We start from the raw sequence: 18,127 nt of genomic DNA on the forward strand, positions 1-18,127 counted from the left end.
GACAGAACGGCCCCGTCTGCATCAGCAGGCGGGGCCGTTCTCTCGTGATCGGCTACTCGGCGACGAACGACGACGTGTCTCCGACGAGGCGCGTGTTGTCGACCGGCACCTCGTCCAGCGCGGCGTGTGCGACCTCGGCGGCGAACTCCGAGACGTTGTAGAGCTTCCCGGCATCCTCACGGCGCGCCGAGATCGCACCGGGGTTGGCGCGCTCGAGCAGGGTCGCGGTGATCGTGCCCTCGATCATGTCGCCGGAGACGATCGTGAAGCCGATCCCCTTCTCGGAGAGCTCGGGGATGAGCTCGCGCAGCGCATCCTCTCCGGCGCGCTTGGACAGAGCGACCGGCTCGTACTCCGGCATGGTCGGCGTGGTCCGGATGAAGTGCGCCTGGTGGCTGGTCACGAAGACGACCCTCGACCCCTCGCCGAGCAGCGGCAGCGCGGTGTTCAGCACGCTCAGCTGGGCGTCGCGGTTCAGCAGCAGCGCGTAGTCCTCGGCCATGCCGGATTCCATGCCGCCAGACGCGTTGAGCACCAGGATGTCCAGTCGTCCGAACTCCTCGCGCACCCGATCGAACATCTCCGCGACGGATGCCGGGTCCGTGAGGTCCGCTCCGACGACGAGCGCGCGCCGTCCGAGAGCGCGAAGCTCGTTGGCCAGCTTCTCCGCGCGCGGTGCCTTGTTGCGGAAGTTGATGACGACGTCGGCGCCGGCCTCTGCGAAGTAGCGGACGGTGTCGGCACCGATTCCACGCGACGAACCGGTCACGAGCGCGACCTTGCCGGTGAGGGATCCTGCGGGCAGAACGTCGGTCACGATGACTCCTTGATAAGCGGGTACGGCCGCAGTCGCGCGGCCGGTCCAGCCTACCAATCGCCCCCTCCCCTCCCCCGCTGCGGCCGCGTGATAGGTTGACCGCAAAGGAGGGTGCATGGACGGTTTCTCCGCGTTCGTCGAACTCGTGGATCAGTGGGCCTGGATCGGCTGGCTCGTCCTCATCGCGACGTTCCTCGTCATCGAGATGCTCTCGCTCGACTTCACGTTCCTCATGCTGGCGCTGGGAAGCGTGGTCGGTCTCGTCACCGATCTCGTCGGTGTCCCCGTCTGGGTGCAGGTGCTCGCCGCCGCCCTCGCGGCGGCGCTGTTCATCCTGTTCCTGCGACCCCCGCTGCTCAAACGGCTGCGCCGCGGTGAGGATCCGACGAAGTCGAACGTCGAAGCGCTTATCGACCTCCCGGGATTCGCCCTGTCCGACATCACCCAGCTCACCGGACAGGCCAAGCTCTCCAACGGCGACACCTGGACGGCGCGGACCGCGACCGCGACGCCGATCCCGCAGGGCGCCCCCGTCATCGTCAGTTCCATCAACGGCGCCATCGCCGTCGTACGCCCCGCCGGCGAATAGGAGACCCCGTGGACGACTCGTTCATCCCAGCCGTGATCGGATGGATCCTCGCGATCGCCGTCATCATCTTCGTGGTGGTGACCGTCGCGCGTGCGATCCGCATCATCCCGCAGGCCACCGCCGGCGTCGTCGAGCGGCTCGGGCGCTACCACAAGACACTGGCGCCGGGTCTGAACATCCTGGTCCCCTTCATCGATCGGCTGCGGCCGCTCATCGACATGCGCGAGCAGGTCGTCTCGTTCCCGCCGCAGCCCGTCATCACCGAGGACAACCTCGTCGTGTCGATCGACACGGTGGTGTACTTCCAGGTCACCGATGCCCGCGCCGCGACCTATGAGATCGCGAACTACCTCGGAGCCGTCGAGCAGCTGACCACGACGACCCTGCGCAACGTGGTCGGTGGGCTCAACCTCGAAGAGGCGCTGACCAGCCGCGACAACATCAACGGACAGCTGCGGGTCGTGCTCGACGAGGCCACCGGCAAGTGGGGCATCCGCGTCGGACGCGTCGAGCTCAAGGCGATCGACCCGCCCATCTCGATTCAGGACTCGATGGAGAAGCAGATGCGCGCCGAGCGCGACCGTCGCGCCGCGATCCTGACCGCCGAGGGGTCCAAGCAGTCCCAGATCCTCGAGGCCGAGGGTCAGCGCCAGGCCGCGATCCTCCAGGCCGAGGGCGACAAGCAGGCCGCCGTGCTCCGAGCACAGGGCGAGGCGGAGGCGATCCAGAACGTCTTCACCGCGATCCATCAGGGTCAGCCGGACGACAAGCTGCTCGCCTATCAGTACCTGCAGATGCTGCCGAAGATCAGCGAGAGCCCGTCCAGCAAGCTGTGGATCATCCCGAGCGAGCTCACCGAGGCGCTCAAGGGCATCGGCACGGCCTTCACGCCCCGCCAGGGACCGCCGAGTTCGGGCACGCCCGGCGCGTGACGCACCCGTACTTCCTCGGCTCGCAGCACCCTCGCGTTCTCGCCCACAGAGGCCTGGCCTCGACGGACGAGGACTCGAGCGTGTGGGAGAACACGGCTGCGGCCTTCGCAGCTGCCCACGCCGCCGGAGCCGAGTACATCGAGACCGACTGCCGGGTCACCGCGGACGGCGACGTCGTCCTGTTCCATGACGAGACGCTCGAACGCCTGCTGGGAGACCCGCGTCCGGTCTCGGACGTCCGCACCTTCGAACTCGCCGACCTCCTCGCTCCGCACGGCGGCCTGCTGACGGTCGCCGAGGCGCTCACCGGATTCCCGGAGATCCGGTTCAACATCGACGTCAAGGCGGATGCCGCGGCCGGCCCCCTCGGACCCATCATCGCCCCGCACGCGCACCGTGTTCTCGTGACGAGCTTCTCTGATGCGCGTCGGCGACGGGCCGTGGACGCGGTCCTGGCTGCCGGAGCGGAGCAGCGTCCCGCGACCTCGGCGGGGCGCGACACCATCATGGCGCTGCGCGCGCTGTCGGCTCTGCGCCTCTCCCCCGCTCGCGTCCTCCGCGACGTGGACGCCGTGCAGATCCCGGAGCGCCGAGGACCGATCCGGGTGTTCGCGGCGTCTCTCGTCCGCGCTGCGCACCGCGTCGGTGTCGAGGTCCACGTCTGGACGGTGAACGATCCGGAGGACATGCGCCGCCTCGTCGCGGCGGGGGCCGACGGCATCGTGACCGATCGCGCCGATGTAGCCCTGAAGGCCCTCGCCTCGCCCTGAAGCACGTTCTGCTGGGATTCCACTGTGAATCGCGCCGAGGAATCAGGGCCGTGGATGAAGCGCACAGGTCAGAGCGTTATACCTGAGAGCGACGAGAGGACCACACAATGGCAGATCGCAGCCTGCGCGGCATCCGACTCGGCGCCCAGAGCCTACAGAGCGAAGAGGGCGTCGTTTTCATGGAGCGCCGCGAGACCACCTACACCTGTGACACGTGCGGACACGTCACGAACCTGATGTTCGCGGCGGACGCCGAGCCCCCTCAGACGTGGGAGTGCCGCTCCTGCGGCGCCGAAGCGCGCCTGCAGGTCGACGGCAAGTCCGTCACGCTCGAGGAGAGCGACGAGAAGGCCGCGCGCACCCACTGGGACATGCTGATGGAGCGCCGCACGCGCGCCGAACTCGAGGAGCTCCTGGAAGAGCGCCTCGCCTTCCTCCGCGCCCGTCGTGGCGCCGGTGAAGACCCCACCCGCGAGAAGATCGGCGCCTAAGCGCGTCGACGGGCGCGCCACCACCCGAACAGGAGCGCCACCGGTCCGCCCCACAGCAGCAGCTGCTGCACCCACGGGCCCAGGACGACACCCGCCGTGAGGCCGGAGCGAAGCTCGACATCCTCGAGCATCGCTCCGGCCTCATCCGCATCCAGGAAGGCCACCGCGGACCCGTCCGCGCGCATGATCTGACTGGTGCCGACGGTCGAGATGTTCACGACCGAACGGCCGGTCTCGATCGCCCGCATGCGCGCGAACGCGAGTTGCTGCAGATTCTCGTCCGTGCCGCGGAAGTCGGCGTTGTTGGTCTGGAGGATCAGCACCTCTGCCCCATCGTTAAGGCCCTCGCGGATCACGTCGTCGTAGATCACGTCGAAACAGATCGCGAGCCCGACGAGCACGCCATCCACGTCCATGACCGGCGGGTTCGTCCCAGGGGTGTACTCGCGCTGGATCAGTCCGATCAGGTCCGGGACGATCGCGTTGTAGAACGCGCGGTCGGGGACGTACTCCCCGAACGGCACCGGGTGCCGCTTGTCGTGGGCCTGCTCCGCTGTGCCGTCCTGCAGCCACAGCATCGAGGTGTTGAAGTACTCGCCGTCGCGCTCGGTCGCGGCATTGGCGAGCAGCGGCGCGTCCGCACGGTTCGCGACCAGCGTCATCCGGCGAGCCAGGTTCGCGTTCTGGAAGGGGTCGCCGTCGACGGATCCCTCCGGCCAGACCAGGAGGTCGATGTCCTCCCCGTACAGCGGCCTGGTGGCATCCGTCTGCGCATCGATGATCGAATACGGCGGACGCTCGTCGAAGTAACCCGTCGGACCGTTGCCCTGGACGGCGCCGACGCGCAGGGTTCCCGTGGCGGACGTCGGGAACGCGGGGACCACGAACAGCAGCACGACTGCGGCGAGCGGGAGCAGCACCCGCACCGGTCGCCGCCACAGCCGCATCCGCACCGACTCGATGAGCGCCGCCACGACGAACACCATGACGAAGCTCAGGCCGCTCAGGCCGAGCCACGAGGAGAGCGTCGCCAGCGGGCTCGCCGCCTGCGTCATCCCGAGTCGTGCCCAGGGGAAGCCCCCGTACGGGAGCGCACCGACCACGAGCTCGCGGCCGACCCAGAGCGCGGCGACGACAGCGGGCAGGGCGAGGAGTCGCGCGAAGGCGCCGGGGAACGCCCGCGGCATCCAGCGGTAGGCGAGCGTGATCGGGATCAGGGCGACAGCGGTCATCAGCGCCTCGAGCCCCGCGAGCGCGAGCCACGGGATCGGGCCGAGATAACGCGCGGTCCACGACACGAGCAGCAGATAGAAGACCAGGCCGTGGAGCAGGCCGACGAGCAGCGCGCCCCCTGCCCGCCGACCGATCAGCGCGAGAAGCAGCAGTGCGGTCGCGGGGAACGCGAGGATCCACACCGCCGCATCGGGGTACGCCAGATCCATGAGCCAGCCGCTCGCGGCCGCCACGATGGCGGCCAGCCACAGCGGCATGAGCGCGCGAGGGCGCGGGATCTGCTCCGGCATCCTGGTGCCTCAGATCCCCGAGTAGGCCACGATGCCGCGGCGGACGCCGTCGAGGGCCTGTCGTGCGGTGCGTGCGACCTCGATGTCATCCGCGACGATCGAGAGCTGATCGAGCAGATCGATCGTCTGCTTGGCCCAGCGCACGAAGTCGCCCGCCGCCATGTCGGCGTCGACCAGGACGCGGTCGAGCATCCGGCCGCGCGCCCACGCGTGCATCGCACCCGCGAGTCCGGCCGCGAGCGGCTCCGAGCCGGGCAGATGGTGGTCGCGCTCCAGATCGTCGAGCTGCGCCCAAAGATCGGTGGTCCGCTCGTATGCGGCGCGGAATGCTCCGCGGGGCAGACCTCGCTCCCCCGAGTTCGCCTCGTCACGACGCGGCTCGTACACCAGGCAGCACGCCATCGCGGCGAGCGACGGAGCATCGAGGCCCTTCCAGAGCCCCTGACGCAGACTCTCGGCGACGAGGAGGTCGCGTTCCCCGTAGATGCGCCGCATGGTGCGACCGGCATCCGTGAGGACGAGCTCGTCGCCCGAGCCCGAGACGTACTCGAGTGCGGCGAGCACGTCGAGGACGCGGTCGAAGATCCGCGCCACTGTACCGGTGCGCGTCTCGATCTGACGCCGCTTCCGATCGGTGTCGCGCTTGAGCTTGTAGTAGCGCTCGCCCCACCGTGCGTGCTTCTCGCGATCGGGGCACCGATGGCATCCATGGCGCTGCATCCGCCGCCGAAGGCTCTCGATCTTCTTCACGCGCTTGTCGCGCGCCGACCTCGGCCCGTGCGCGTCCTGACGATGCTTCTTCTCCAGGTCGCTGAGCTCGCGCCGGATCGCCGCGTAATCCGCGAAATCGCCGTGCTCGCATTCCATCGCCGACAGGTAGCCCGCCAGGGATGCCTCGGCCTCGCGCACCTCGCGTGCCAGCGAGACGACCGCGCGATCGGCCTGGAACTGGGCGAAGGAGCTCTCCAGGATCTCTCTCGCCCGCGCACGCCCGAATCGGTCGACCAGATTGACCGCCATGTTGTAGGTCGGACGGAAGCTGGAGTTCAAGGGGTAGGTGCGCCGCGACGCGAGCGCGGCGACGGCCTGCGGGTCCATGCCCTCGGTCCACTGCACCACGGCGTGGCCCTCGACGTCGATGCCGCGCCGGCCGGCCCTGCCGGTGAGCTGCGTGTACTCGCCGGACGTGATCGCGACCCTGGCCTCGCCGTTGAACTTCTCCATCTTCTCGAGGACGACCGTGCGAGCGGGCATGTTGATGCCGAGCGCCAGCGTCTCGGTCGCGAACACGACTTTGACGAGTTTGAGCCGGAACAGCTCCTCGACGATCTCCTTGAAGGCCGGCAGGAGTCCCGCATGGTGCGCCGCGACGCCGCGTTCGAGGTTCTCGCGCCACTCCCAGAATCCCAGCACTCCGAGGTCCTCGTCCTGCAGCGACCGTGTGCGCTCCTCGACGATCGCGCGGATCTCCGTGCGCTCCTCGTGCGAGGTCAGCCGGATGCCGGATCGGCTGACCTGCTGCACGGCGGCGTCGCAGCCGACGCGGCTGAAGATGAAGAAGATCGCCGGAAGCAGGTTCGAGCGCGCCAGCAGGTCGACGACGTCCGGCCGGTCCATCCGCTCGATACGGCGCGCGTTGGCGGCGCGCACGGGGCGCTTGCCGCCCCGCGGCGGACGCTGCGCCTGCCGCCCGGCGTGCCGATTGCTGGCGTAGCTCTGCGCCTGGCGGTTGCTGTCGTATCGGGAGCCGGTGAACGAGCGGATGCGCAGCAGCTCTTGATTCACCTGTGCCGTCGCGATGCCGGCGCGGTCATCGAACAGCGGCAGCAGATCGTCGCGCACCAGCACGTGCTGTTCGAGCGGAACCGGACGGATCTCGGAGACGATGACCTCGGTGTCGCCGCGGACCGTGTCCAGCCAGTCGCCGAACTCCTCCGCGTTCGAGACGGTCGCGCTGAGCGACACGAGCCGGACGGATGCCGGCAGGTGCAGGATGACCTCTTCCCAGACCGGGCCGCGGAAGCGGTCGGCGAGATAGTGCACCTCGTCCATCACGACGTAGCGGAGATCGGTCAGTGCCGACGAATCCGCATAGAGCATGTTGCGGAGCACTTCGGTCGTCATCACGACGATGCGCGCGTTGCCGTTGATGTTCGTGTCGCCGGTGAGCAGACCTACCTGATCGGCGCCGTACACTTCGACGAGCTCTCGGAACTTCTGGTTCGACAGCGCCTTCATCGGCGTGGTGTAGAACGCCTTCTGGTTGGGGGTCTGCATCGCGAGGTGGATCGCGAACTCGCCGACGATGGTCTTGCCGGCTCCGGTGGGCGCCGCCACCAGGACGCTGCGTCCGCGCTCGAGGGCGTGGCAGCCCGCGAGCTGGAACGGGTCGAGATCGAACGCCTGACGCGACGCGAAGGCGGCCGTCTCCGGGGAGTCGGCCGCCGCGCGGGCAGCCGCGTACCGGTCGGCCGGCGAGCTCATGCGCTCGCGTCCGGCAGAAGACCCGCAGCGGCGTCTCGTTTGCGTTTGCGCCGATCGAACAGCATCGACAAGAGCGCGGCCGCGAAGAACAGCACGATCAGGATGCCGCCCAGGATCAGCATGCTGACCACGTCGGCGGCCGGCGTCGTCAGGGCCGCGAACAGCGTGGCGATGAGGATCGCGATGCGCCATCCCTTGAGGATCGCCCTGCCCGACATGATTCCCGCGAGGTTGAGCGCGACGAGGAAGACCGGCAGCACGAAGGCCACACCCACGACGATCATCAGCTTGAAGACGAAGTCGTAGAACTTCGAGGCCTCGTAGAGGTTGTTCCCGCCCTCGGGCGTGAACGTCGCCATGAGTTCGATCACATGCGGCACGAGGAAGGTCGCCACGTAGCAGCCCGCGAAGAAGAGCGGCACCGCTGCCGCCACGAAGCCGAGCGTGAACTTGATCTCCTTGCGGGTGAGCCCTGGCATCAGGAATGCCCAGATCTGCCACAACCACACCGGGGCTGCGAAGAAGATGCCGATCGAGAACGCGATCCGCATCCGCAGGTCGAACGGCGCCGTCACCGATGAGAAGGTGAGGCCGGTGAGTCCCTTGCCGCCCTTGGCCGCGTCGACGACCTCGAAGGGACGGGTGATGTAGTCGATGATCGGGTCCGTGATGAAGAACGCGATGATCATCGCGACGACCAGCGCTGCCGCCGAGATCAGCAGACGCTTGCGGAGTTCGACGAGATGCGCTCCGAGCGACATCCTGCGCTCACGCCGATTAGTGTCCCCCTCGATCGGGGACGTCGCACCTTCCGACACCGCGGTCAGGTCGTGCGATCAGTGCCGGACGCGGCTCCGTTGTCGGTCGTCGTGGAAGACGACGGCGTCTCCGGCTCTGCAGCAGTCGAGGTGTTCTTGCGTGAGGCGTCTTCGTCCTTCATCGCGGACATCTCACCCTTGAAGACACGCGCGGACTGTCCGACGCTCTTCGCGAGCGCTGGCAGCTTCGCTGCGCCGAAAAGGAGCAGGATGACAGCAAGGACGATGAGCAGGTGCCATCCGGTCAAGCCGGCCATGTGGTTCTCCTCGGTTCGGGGGTTCGTATCAGTCTAACCATCTGAGTGGTCGTCTGGTCGATGATAGAGCGCGAGTCCTGCGGCGGCCCATTCGCGCGTCGCCGCGCGCGCCACGGCCGGGCCGAGCACCTGCATGCGCCCGCCGAATCGGCCGGCGAGACGCTTGATGCCTCGGGGGTCGGACAGGCGAACATGGGCGAGGACCCGACCGTCCTGCTCTTCGCCGTCCGCCACGAATCCGCTGAGCAGCGGCAGCAGCAGCGGAGGCAGCCGCACCGACACGTTGCCGTCGGGCAGACCGTCGGTGAACAGGTCGGGGACGCTCTCGCCCTGATGGGTGATCGCGATGTCCGTCAGCCGAGGCTCGCTCACCCGGTCGAGGTGGAAGGTCCGCATGGCCTCGCGCATGTGGCACCACCCCTGCAGGTACCACTGGCCGTTCGTGATCATCACCTGAACGGGATCGACCGTGCGCGTGGTCGGCTCGGCATCCGGCGCCTGATAGGTGAAGGAGACGGCGACGCCCTCGCGCAGCGCCCGGGAGACGGCCTCACGGACCTCGTCCACGGCATCCGTCGCGACGACGACCGCGGCCGGCGCGTCGGCCGCGCCGCGGGACAGCTTCGCGATCAGGCCGGAGACCAGCCCGGACCCCGCCACCTCGGGGACCGCGGCGACCATCTGCAGACCCGCGAGCAGAGCGGCTGCTTCGCGCGCGGTGAAACGCGGCACGCGGCGCAGCGCGACGTCGTTCGTGATCTCGATCACGTCCTGCTCGTCGAGGAGGTCCCAGTTGATGTCGAACAGCTCGTGCGGCTGCTGCCAGTATCCCGAGTCACCCGGGAGGCCGATGACCGTGAGCTTCTCGACCATGGCGCGCATCTGATCCGGCGTGACCTGGAACTCCTCGGCGGCTTCGGCGAGGGAGACCTGGCCTCGTTCGAGCAGGTAGGGAACGAGCGTGAGGTACAGGCGCACCCGCTCGGACGCGAGCAGAGGCTTGGGCTTGGCCATCATCGGTCCTCGTCCCGGTGTGCGTCGATGATCTGCACGAGGCGCTCGATCACGGCGTCGCGGAGGTCGGCCGGTTCCACCACGCGCACCTCCGGTCCGTAGGAGGCGAGCTCGTCGGCGAAGATGTGCCGGTCGACGTAGTGCACGTGGATCCCCTGCGCTGCGGGCACGGCCCGGCGGCCGAGTCGGAGCGACGCCTCTGTGCCCGGCGTCACCTCGAGGAGCGCCCTGTTGCGCCGAGCAACGTCCTCCAGACCCGACATGGCACGCTCCCCCGCCCCCGCACGCAGTTCTGGGTCGAAGCGCTCGGCGGTCGCGCGCACGTCCCCGACGATCCTGCTGAGCAGGAAGGTGCGCTCCTCCTCGACATCCGCATCGATGCCGTAGACGTGCCAGCGCGCTTCGTAGTCGACGAGCGCGAGAGGGCGTACGCGACGCGATCGCGCGGTCTCCTCCCCCGGCTTGAGGTAGTCGAAACGCACGACGCGGCTCGACTCGATCGCGTCCTGGAGAGGTCCGAACGCGGCGTCTCTCGTGGTGATCCGCGGCGCGAACCCGATGATCGGCGCATCGCCGTCGATGCCGAGCGCGCGGATCTTGCGCACACCGGACTGGGCGTCGCCCGAGACGGACTCGGCGCTCCACACGCTCCCCGCGAGCTGCAGCACGGCGAGTTCGGCCGGGGTGAAGTCGATGTCGGCCGGCAGGTCGTATTCCGCCTGAGGAATGCGGTACCGCGCCTCGCGCAGATCGTTGGGGTCCGTCGCGTCACCGATGGTCTCCACGGGGATTCCGAGCGAACGCAGTTCGTCCTTGTCCCGCTCGAACATCTTCTCCAGCGCATCGGCCCTGGTGCCGGCATCCGCGCGCTGACGGTACCCCGATACGTTGTCGAGGATCTGCTGCTTGGTGAGTCCGACCTCCGTGGCCATGAGCGCCACGACAAGATTCGTCAGGCGCTCCTCCGCGGGGATCTGGACCGCCATCACTGCCCCGGTGCGGGACTGGTACCCAGGATGTCGACGACGTAGGCCATCGCTTCGCCGCCCTCGGCAGCGGGTACGACCACGAGCAGCTGGGATCCGACGGTCTCGCCGACCATCGCTTCGGCGACTGCCGGAGCGGTCTGGGCGAGATCCGAGACAGGGTTCGTGTCCCAGCTCGTGCCGCTGACCGTCTTCGAGTCCCAGCCGACAGCGGTGTAATTGACCCAGGCGACCGTGTCCTGCTCGAGCTTCTCGCCCTCGCCCTTGATCAGGACCTGCTCGACCTGCTCGGACGGCGCCGCGCCGTCCGGAACGATGATTCCGGGGCGGCCGTCAGCGGCGCGGACGACCGTGGGCAGGTTGCGCGCGTTGTTGAACTGCTTCGGACCCGTCGCCCTTGCGAGCTTCGTGTCGAGCACGTCGATGACCGCGACGACCGTGGTGTCCTCGTCGAGCTGGAAATTCGAGAGCGCTGCCTCACCGAAGTCGGCGGGAGCGATGGCGGCGACCATGCGGGTACCCGGAGTGGCGCACTCGAGGACCTCGCCGATGCCGGGGATCTGCTGCGTCCACGATGCGATGTTCGACAGGCGGGTCATATCGCCGTCGAATTCGGTCTGCACGACCTGCTCTCCTGTGCTGCCGTCGAACAGCGCGATGTCCAGCACCGTGAGCTGCGAGGGGGACGTCAGCGGCGTGCCTTCGCCCGTGATGACGTCGGTGTAGGACGTCTTCTCGACGTGCAGCGGCGAGAACAGCTCGACGTCGGGTGCGACGCCGAAGTCGCCGTCGACCGTGACCGCGTCATCGATACCGCTCGTCGACGCGGCGCGATCGCACGCTTCCCCGTCGAAAGTCGGGGCGGCGGTGCACCCGGTCAGAGCGACGACGGCGAGGCTGAGGCTGGCAAGGGCAGCGGACGTTTTACGCACGCGCTCCAGTCTATTCCGTCGTCTGCTCGGTTACGCGCGATTCGGCGGCGATGCGCGCCGCGGCTGCGGCTTTCTCGGCCTCGCGCACGCGCTTGCGCAGGTTCTTGTCTGTGATCTCGCGATCCCCGACGGCCCCGGGCGTCCACAGCTCGACATCCTCGTCGCCATAGCTGCTCTTGGATGCGCGGCGCTTGACCTCGGGCGCGATCGCTCCGGGGGCGAGGCGGCGAGCGGTGATGAGGAATCCGGTGTGCGCGACCATCCGGTGGTCGGGCCGTACCGCGAGTCCCTCGACGTGCCAGCCGCGCACCATCGTCTCCGAGGCATCGGGTTCGGTGAACAGGCCGGTTCCGCGGATGTACTCGGCGACCCGCGACAGCTGGGTGGCGGTGGCGACGTAGCAGAGCACCACGCCACCGGGGGTGAGTGCGTCTGCCACGACGTCGATGCACTCCCACGGGGCGAGCATGTCGAGCACGACGCGGTCGACCCCGCCGGCGGGCAGTTCCTCGGGCAGCGACTCCACCAGGTCCCCGACGACGACGCGCCACGTGTCGGGGCGACCGCCGAAGAAGGTCTCGATGTTCGCGGTGGCGACCTCGGCGAAGTCCTCCCGCCGCTCGAACGAGACCAGTTGTCCCGAAGGTCCGATAGCACGCAGCAGCGACAGCGTGAGGGCGCCGGAGCCGACCCCGGCCTCCACGACGACCGCGCCAGGGAAGATGTCCGCCTGCATGACGATCTGCGCGGCATCCTTCGGATAGACGATCGCGGCGCCGCGGGGCATCGACATGGCGAAGTCGCGCAGCAGAGGCCGCAGCGCCAGATAGTCGTGCCCCGAGCTGTTCGCGATGACCGTGCCGTCCGGGCGGCCGATGAGATCCGCGTGGCGCAGCACGCCGTGGTGGGTGTGGAGTTCACCGTCGGCACGCAGGCTGATCGTGTGCATGCGGCCCTTCGGGCCGGTCAGCTGCACGCGATCGCCTTCGCGGAACGGCCCACTGGGGCGAGTGGTCTGCGGGTCGGTCATGAGCGGATCTCCGTCTGAGTGGTGCGATGCGTCCGGTGCAGCGCGATGATGTCGTCGGCGGTGCGCCCCTGCAGCGTCGGCCACAGGTCGTGTGCTCCGACGTCGTCGAGCGGCACGATGTGCGGCACGCCGAGGGTCACGGCGCCGGCGGTGAGTCCGGCACGCAGCCCGGTCGGCGAATCCTCGATCACCACGGCTTCCCCGACGTCGACGCCCAGCAGGGCGGCGCCGAGCAGGTACGGCTCGGGGTGGGGCTTGGGGTTCTGCACGTCGTCACCCGCGACGATCAGACGGAAGGCGTCGAAGTCGATGAGCTCGACGACGCCCTCGGCCATCCGCCGAAGGGACATCGTCACGAGCGCGGTGGGAATCCCGGCATCCTGGAGGTCCCGAAGCAGCTCCTGCGCCCCGGGGCGGAACGGCACGCCGTGCGTGGTGAGCATGCCCCGCACTCGGTCGGTGAGGCGGTCGATGATGGCGTCGCTGTGCATGTCGACGCCCGCCGATCGAAGGATCGCCGCGCTGTCCGACAGGCCGTTGCCGACGAGCTGAAGCGCGTCCTGGTGCGTCCACGTTCCACCGAACGACTCGACCAGTTCGGTCTCCGCCGTCATCCAGTACGGTTCGGTGTCGACGAGGGTCCCGTCCATGTCCCACAGGACCGCGCTCGGCATCTCACTCACTGCACCATGCTATCCGGCGCACCCTGTGCATCCCCGCGCACCTGCGCGCCCACCCCGCACGGGGACTAGCCTTGAGGGATGGATGCACTCGGAAACCGCATCATCGTGGCGGCGTTCGACGGCTGGAACGATGCCGGCGAGGCCGCCAGCGGCGCCATCGAGGCGATCCGCCAGTCCGGCGACTACGAGCTCGTGCACGCGATCGACCCCGAACTCTATTTCGATTACCAGTACACCAGGCCGGCCACGCGCATGGATGCCCAGGGGCACCGCGAGCTGCAGTGGCCCGGGGCCGCCCTGTGGCGGCCGGTGCCTGCGGCGCAGATCGGTCCCGAGTTCTGGTTGCTGACCGGGTCCGAGCCCGCCCGCACCTGGCAGGCGTTCGCGAACGAGTTCATCGACGTCGCGCTGCGCGACGACGTGACGGGCTTTCTGACGCTCGGCGCGATGCTGTCGGACGTTCCGCACACGCGACCGATCTCGATCTTCTCCTCGAGTCCGAACGAACAGGTCCGCGAGGCGCACGGTCTGGAGCGCTCGCTGTACGAAGGGCCGGTCGGCATCCTGAGCGTGCTCGAACACTTCGCCGAGCGGGCGGGCATCCCCACGGCGGGCCTCTGGGCGAGCGTGCCGCACTACGTCGCCTCGGCCGCGCCGTCGCCGAAGGCCACTCTGGCACTGCTGGACCGGCTCGAGGAGCTCACAGGGATCGACGTCCCGCGCACGCATCTGCGCACCGAGGCGGCCGCCTGGGAGGCGTCGATCGATGCCGCTGCGGCCGACGACGAGGACATGACGGAGTACATCCGCCAGCTCGAGCGCACGAGGGACACCTGGGACTCCCCCGAGGCATCCGGCGACGCGATCGCCCAGGCGTTCGAACGCTACCTCCGTCGCCGCGGCGACGGCCCCGGTGACCACAAGCGCTGAACGCGCGGCCGGTTCAACCGGTGATGACGCCTGTGCCGAGCAGGATCAGCAGGGTCGTGCCGAGCAGGATGCGGTAGATCACGAACGGCAGGAAGCTCCGCTTCGAGATCCAGCTCATGAAGAACGCGATCACGCCGAGCGCGACGACGAAGGCGATGCCGGTGGCTGCGAGGGTCTCGCCGAGCGAGAAGTACTGATCCGGTTCGTCCCAGCTCTTGAACAGCTGGAAGAACCCGCTGCCGAACACCGCGGGAATCGCGAGCAGGAAGGCGTAGCGTGCGGCTGCTGCGCGCTCGTAGCCGAGGAAGAGGCCCATCGTGATGGTGCCGCCGGACCGGGAGACACCTGGTACGAGGGCCAGCGCCTGGGCGAGACCGAACAGGACCCCGTGCGGGTACGTGAGATCGTCGAGCTTGCGCCGCTTGGCGCCCACGTAGTCGGCGATGCCGAGCAGGATGCCGAAGACGATCAGCATGATCGCGACGATCCACATCGAACGCAGGACGGTCTCGATCTGATCCTGGAAGAGCAGACCGAGTACCACGATCGGGATGCTGCCGATGATGATCAGCCAGCCCATCTTCGCGTCGGGGTCGTTTCGCGGGAGCTTGCCGGTCAGCGAGCGGAACCAGTGTCCGATGATGCGGACGATGTCGCGCCAGAAGAAGACAACCACGGCAGCCTCGGTGCCGATCTGCGTGATGGCGGTGAACGCGGCGCCAGGGTCCTCGCCCGAGCCGGTGAACGTGCCGACGATGCGCAGGTGGGCACTCGATGAGATCGGCAGGAACTCGGTGAGTCCTTGGATGATGCCGAGGAACAGCGCTTCGAGCAGGTGCATGGCGGGACTTTCCGATCAGACAGGTTCAGGTCGGCGCGGCGATCAGTACGAGCGCAGCAGGTCGGTCAGAACCTGCTGACCGAAGACAAGCGATTCTACGGGAACCCGCTCGTCGACTCCGTGGAACATGCCCGTGAAGTCCAGGTCTGCGGGCAGGCGCAACGGCGCGAATCCGTAGCCCGTGATGCCGAGCGTGGAGAGCGCCTTGTTGTCCGTGCCCGCTCCGAGCAGGTACGGGATCACGGGCACACCGGGGTCATGCCTGCCGAGCGAGGCGACCATGGCATCGACCAGCGGGCCGTCGAACGGCACCTCCATGCCGATGTCGCGCACGACCGTCTCGATCACGATGTCGTCGCCGACGATGCGCTGCAGCTCGGCCAGCACGTCGTCCTCGGTGCCGGGGAGCACCCGGACGTCGATGAGCGCCTCGGCCCGCTCGGGGATCACGTTGTGCTTGTAGCCGGCGCTGAGCACGGTCGGGTTCGCGGTCGTGCGGAACGTCGAGCGCAGGAACGCCTCTGCCGGTCCGGCTGCCGCGGCGAGGGCGTCCGGATCGTCGGCGGGGCGTCCGCTGAGTTCGCTGAGCCCCTGGAGAAGGGCCTCGGTCGTGGAGGTGAGCCGGATCGGCCACCGGGTGCGGCCGATCTTCGCAACCGCTTCGGCGAGCCGCGTGATCGCGTTCTCGTCATGCAGACGGCTGCCGTGCCCGGCCCGCCCCTTGGCCACCAGGCGGATCCAGATCAGCGCCTTCTCCCCCACCTGCAGCAGATACGCACGTCGGTCGTCGACCGTGATCGAGTACCCGCCGACCTCGCTGATGGCCTCGGTCGCACCTTCGAACCAGTCGGGGCGGTCCTTCACGACGAGACCCGATCCCTCGACGCCGCCGTTCTCCTCGTCGGCGAAGAAGGCCAGCACGAGGTCGCGTTCCGGCTGCTCGCCCGCCCGCAGGATGTCGGCGACGGCCGTCAGGATCATCGCATCCATGTTCTTCATGTCCACGGCACCGCGCCCCCACAGCATCCCGTCGCGGACGACGCCGGCGAACGGGTCGACGCTCCAGTCCTCCGCCATCGCGGGGACGACGTCTAGGTGACCGTGCACGACCAGGGCTGGCTTGGTGCGATCGCGCCCGGGGACGCGCGCCATCACGTTCGTGCGCCGAGGGATCGGCTCGTAGTACTCGGTCTCGAGACCGAGGGACTCCAGGTAGGCGCCGACGTACTCGGCGGCCTCCCGCTCCCCCTTGGCGTTGCCGCCGCCGAAGTTCGACGTGTCGATGCGGATCAGGTCCTGCGCGACGCGGACGACCTCTGGCAGCTGCGGATCGGACATGGTCCCAGGCTATCGAACAGCCGCGGCGCGCCCGGCGTGCACCCTGGTTCGAAGCACCCGGGAGAACGTGCTAATCTCATTCTTCGGTCGGCAACGACGATTCATCACCTGCGCGGGTGGCGGAATAGGTAGACGCGCTAGCTTGAGGTGCTAGTGCCCGAATAGGGCGTGGGGGTTCAAGTCCCCCCTCGCGCACAGACAGGCCCCGGATCATCTGATCCGGGGCCTTACTTGTTCTCTCCGACTTCCTGCCGCATGTCATTCGCACGGGTCTTCGTCGCGAATCGTCCAAACTCGTGTTTGGCCACAGCGATTGCGCCCCGGTTTCTGCGTCGCGCGGCTCGCGCGAGCACTCGCGCTGCTCGTGGCCTGACGCTCTGATGCAGCGCTGAGCACTCAAGGCCGGTCGTCGGGCGTCTGTTCGTCGACGACACCGCCCTCGCCATCCGAACCCGCGCCCGCGGCTTCCGGGTCGTTGGCCACAGGATCTTCTGCTCGCTGTCTCGGCGTGAGTTCGTCGGGGATCATCGGCTTCTCGTCATCATGGCTGCTGGCTGAGTCGTGCATGGCGGGTTCTCTCTCTATCTCGTGCGTGAAGAGCGCCAGTCGAACACAAGCCCCCTGCGCCTGCCTCCCCCTTGACAGGGTTCTCTGCCCCTCGCAGTGGCTCCACGGGTGGCTGATCTTCCCTGGGTAGGGTGACCAGCATGCCTGCCGCAGACATTCTCATCGGAGCACGCGCGAAGTCGATTCGCCGCTCGTGCGCGCGTTCCGGATCGAGAACGCCACGGGGCACCCGATCTCGTTCAGCGCCACGCTCGAGCAGACCCTCGCGATGACCGAGGACAGCTGGCGCATGCGGGGCCGCCGTGGCGAACAGGACGAGGCTGCGTCGTTCGCCGCCATCGAGCAGCAGGCCGGCCGCTGGGTGGGCATGATGAGCGCGCTAAGCCATGACGACGACGACCCGGTGCTCACGGGCGTTTACGTCGTGCCCGAGTTCAGGAGAACAACCCCGAGGATCGCCGACCAGCTGATGGGCCTCGTACTCCAGTGGGCGACGCCCAGAGCGTCGCGTCTGCGCCTGTACGTCTACGAGCGCTCAGAGCCCGCGATCCGGTTCCACCAACGACACCGATCCTCCCCCGAAGGCCGTGCACGCCCGCACACGTTCGCACCAGGCGACGTGCTTGAGTTCGCAAGATCGCTCGGCGGAGAACCCGCATGAAACGCTCTCGCCGACTCATCGCTGCCAGCTCCGCCGCCGTGTTCGCCGCAGTCCTCTCGGGCTGTTCGATGGACCTGCTCATCTGGGGCCCGGAAGGCACCCGCGTCATCGAGACGACGGAGCAGCTCGTCGACGCGGCCGCGGCCGGTGACGCTGCGTCGTTCGTGTGCGAAGGCTACGACCCGGAGATGCGTGAGCCCACCGACTGGGCGGGCCTCTCCGCAGAAGAGCCCGAGGAGTTCGTGCCCGAATTCTGGGAGCAGATGGTCCCGCTCGAGCCGGACTGGAGCATCAATCTCTCTTTGCCCGAGGACCGCACCCAAGCCGGCACCGAGTACCCCGGCGACATCTTCTACCAACAGACCGATGACAGGCTGTGCCTCGTCGGCGTCGTCTGGTGGACGGTCGAATAGCATGCTTGGTCACTGGGACTCGCGACAACAGGAGGTGCCGGGGACCCGCAA

20 protein-coding genes and 1 tRNA gene are annotated in these 18,127 nt (G+C 68.3%); 8 read left to right on the forward strand and 13 right to left on the reverse strand.

The window, feature by feature from the left end:
* Positions 1–52 precede the first annotated feature (52 nt).
* Entirely contained in the window at positions 53–817 is a 765-nt protein-coding gene (locus OED01_RS08315; RefSeq protein WP_264157889.1) for an SDR family oxidoreductase, read from the reverse strand.
* 115 nt (positions 818–932) lie between these two features.
* On the opposite strand from OED01_RS08315, the gene OED01_RS08320 reads away from it, so the two are divergent.
* The 4 genes from OED01_RS08320 to OED01_RS08335 all read left to right on the forward strand — a co-directional run bounded on the left by OED01_RS08320 (position 933) and on the right by OED01_RS08335 (position 3,599).
* On the forward strand, positions 933–1,406 hold the full coding sequence (locus OED01_RS08320; protein ID WP_264157890.1) for an NfeD family protein: 474 nt from the start codon (positions 933–935) through the stop codon (positions 1,404–1,406).
* A gap of 8 nt (positions 1,407–1,414) precedes the next feature.
* Positions 1,415–2,338, forward strand: a complete 924-nt coding sequence (locus OED01_RS08325; protein ID WP_264157891.1) for an SPFH domain-containing protein — start codon at positions 1,415–1,417, stop codon at positions 2,336–2,338.
* A complete protein-coding gene (locus tag OED01_RS08330) occupies positions 2,335–3,108 on the forward strand; it encodes a glycerophosphodiester phosphodiesterase family protein (RefSeq protein WP_264157892.1) in 774 nt (257 codons plus the stop codon). Before OED01_RS08325 ends, OED01_RS08330 begins: the two co-directional genes overlap by 4 nt.
* Positions 3,109–3,215: 107 nt before the next feature.
* Positions 3,216–3,599 (forward strand): RNA polymerase-binding protein RbpA, encoded by a 384-nt coding sequence (locus OED01_RS08335; protein WP_264157893.1) that lies wholly within the window; start codon positions 3,216–3,218, stop codon positions 3,597–3,599.
* Here the strand turns inward: OED01_RS08335 and lnt are convergent.
* The 9 genes from lnt to OED01_RS08380 form a co-directional block, all read right to left on the reverse strand.
* Positions 3,596–5,122: an apolipoprotein N-acyltransferase gene (lnt, locus tag OED01_RS08340; protein ID WP_264157894.1), complete on the reverse strand. Its 1,527-nt coding sequence runs from the start codon at positions 5,120–5,122 to the stop codon at positions 3,596–3,598. The genes OED01_RS08335 and lnt overlap by 4 nt on opposite strands.
* Positions 5,123–5,131: 9 nt before the next feature.
* Positions 5,132–7,606 carry a DEAD/DEAH box helicase gene (locus tag OED01_RS08345; RefSeq protein ID WP_264154824.1) on the reverse strand — a complete coding sequence of 825 codons (2,475 nt, stop codon included), beginning with the start codon at positions 7,604–7,606 and terminating at the stop codon, positions 5,132–5,134.
* Positions 7,603–8,367: a twin-arginine translocase subunit TatC gene (tatC, locus tag OED01_RS08350; protein ID WP_264157940.1), complete on the reverse strand. Its 765-nt coding sequence runs from the start codon at positions 8,365–8,367 to the stop codon at positions 7,603–7,605. Before tatC ends, OED01_RS08345 begins: the two co-directional genes overlap by 4 nt.
* A gap of 62 nt (positions 8,368–8,429) precedes the next feature.
* Positions 8,430–8,681 (reverse strand): twin-arginine translocase TatA/TatE family subunit, encoded by a 252-nt coding sequence (gene tatA / locus OED01_RS08355; RefSeq protein ID WP_264154825.1) that lies wholly within the window; start codon positions 8,679–8,681, stop codon positions 8,430–8,432.
* Between the two features lie 33 nt (positions 8,682–8,714).
* Complete coding sequence (locus OED01_RS08360) at positions 8,715–9,695, reverse strand: helix-turn-helix transcriptional regulator (protein WP_318841097.1); 981 nt, start codon at positions 9,693–9,695, stop codon at positions 8,715–8,717.
* Positions 9,695–10,681, reverse strand: coding sequence for a helix-turn-helix transcriptional regulator (locus OED01_RS08365; protein ID WP_264154827.1), 987 nt, complete (start codon positions 10,679–10,681; stop codon positions 9,695–9,697). The genes OED01_RS08360 and OED01_RS08365 overlap by 1 nt, the downstream gene beginning before the upstream one ends.
* A complete protein-coding gene (locus OED01_RS08370) occupies positions 10,681–11,613 on the reverse strand; it encodes an FKBP-type peptidyl-prolyl cis-trans isomerase (protein ID WP_264154828.1) in 933 nt (310 codons plus the stop codon). The genes OED01_RS08365 and OED01_RS08370 overlap by 1 nt, the downstream gene beginning before the upstream one ends.
* A 10-nt stretch (positions 11,614–11,623) precedes the next feature.
* On the reverse strand, positions 11,624–12,643 hold the full coding sequence (locus OED01_RS08375; protein WP_264154829.1) for a tRNA (adenine-N1)-methyltransferase: 1,020 nt from the start codon (positions 12,641–12,643) through the stop codon (positions 11,624–11,626).
* The gene (locus OED01_RS08380; protein WP_264157941.1) at positions 12,640–13,317 is read right to left on the reverse strand and encodes an HAD family hydrolase; all 678 of its coding nucleotides are present in this window, start codon (positions 13,315–13,317) and stop codon (positions 12,640–12,642) included. The genes OED01_RS08375 and OED01_RS08380 overlap by 4 nt, the downstream gene beginning before the upstream one ends.
* Before the next feature lie 87 nt (positions 13,318–13,404).
* Between OED01_RS08380 and OED01_RS08385 the strand changes: the two genes are divergently transcribed.
* Entirely contained in the window at positions 13,405–14,256 is an 852-nt protein-coding gene (locus OED01_RS08385; RefSeq protein WP_264154830.1) for a PAC2 family protein, read from the forward strand.
* A gap of 13 nt (positions 14,257–14,269) precedes the next feature.
* On the opposite strand, the gene OED01_RS08390 is transcribed toward OED01_RS08385, so the two are convergent.
* Both OED01_RS08390 and OED01_RS08395 read right to left on the reverse strand, forming a co-directional pair.
* A complete protein-coding gene (locus tag OED01_RS08390; protein ID WP_264154831.1) occupies positions 14,270–15,097 on the reverse strand; it encodes an undecaprenyl-diphosphate phosphatase in 828 nt (275 codons plus the stop codon).
* Positions 15,098–15,139: 42 nt separating this feature from the next.
* Entirely contained in the window at positions 15,140–16,435 is a 1,296-nt protein-coding gene (locus OED01_RS08395) for a M20/M25/M40 family metallo-hydrolase (protein ID WP_264154832.1), read from the reverse strand.
* A 110-nt stretch (positions 16,436–16,545) separates the two neighbouring features.
* On the opposite strand from OED01_RS08395, the gene OED01_RS08400 reads away from it, so the two are divergent.
* Positions 16,546–16,630, forward strand: a tRNA-Leu gene (locus tag OED01_RS08400).
* A 201-nt stretch (positions 16,631–16,831) separates the two neighbouring features.
* Here the strand turns inward: OED01_RS08400 and OED01_RS08405 are convergent.
* The gene (locus OED01_RS08405) at positions 16,832–16,963 is read right to left on the reverse strand and encodes a hypothetical protein (RefSeq protein WP_264154833.1); all 132 of its coding nucleotides are present in this window, start codon (positions 16,961–16,963) and stop codon (positions 16,832–16,834) included.
* A 232-nt stretch (positions 16,964–17,195) separates the two neighbouring features.
* Here OED01_RS08405 and OED01_RS08410 point away from each other — a divergent pair, with 232 nt between their 5' ends.
* Both OED01_RS08410 and OED01_RS08415 read left to right on the forward strand, forming a co-directional pair.
* Complete coding sequence (locus tag OED01_RS08410) at positions 17,196–17,663, forward strand: GNAT family N-acetyltransferase (RefSeq protein WP_264154834.1); 468 nt, start codon at positions 17,196–17,198, stop codon at positions 17,661–17,663.
* Positions 17,660–18,076, forward strand: coding sequence for a hypothetical protein (locus OED01_RS08415; protein ID WP_264154835.1), 417 nt, complete (start codon positions 17,660–17,662; stop codon positions 18,074–18,076). Before OED01_RS08410 ends, OED01_RS08415 begins: the two co-directional genes overlap by 4 nt.
* The last annotated feature ends 51 nt before the right edge of the window (positions 18,077–18,127 follow it).

The organism is Microbacterium sp. M28 (genome assembly GCF_025836995.1).
Lineage (GTDB): Bacteria > Actinomycetota > Actinomycetes > Actinomycetales > Microbacteriaceae > Microbacterium.